The following is a 305-nucleotide window of genomic DNA, read 5'->3' on the forward strand; positions in this document are numbered from 1 at the left end:
GCAGGGCACGCTTTGATACGGGTTGCCCTGCTGTTTGATGTGGTGTCAGGCACCATGTGAAAAATTCACATGGTGCCTGACACCCTAGTGACCTAGATAGACCAAATCTTTGAGTTCGTCTGTTGATAGTTCGGTGATCCAGTTTTCACTTTGGATGATTTGGTCGTTGAGGAATTGTTTTTTCTCGAGCATGGTGTCGATTTTTTCCTCCAATGTTCCGGTGCAGATGAGCTTGTGTACGTGCACGAACCGCGACTGTCCGATGCGGTAGGCCCGGTCGGTTGCTTGGTTCTCGACCGCCGGAT

Annotated in this window: 1 protein-coding gene; it reads right to left on the bottom strand. The window is 50.5% G+C overall.

Annotated elements, in window-relative coordinates:
* Positions 1-84: 84 nt before the first annotated feature.
* Positions 85-305: DEAD/DEAH box helicase (locus RYX56_RS21755; RefSeq protein ID WP_317124039.1), on the bottom strand; the 221-nt coding region annotated here is incomplete at its 5' end.

This window comes from Alkalihalophilus lindianensis (genome assembly GCF_032843265.1).
GTDB lineage: Bacteria > Bacillota > Bacilli > Bacillales > Bacillaceae_D > Alkalihalophilus > Alkalihalophilus lindianensis.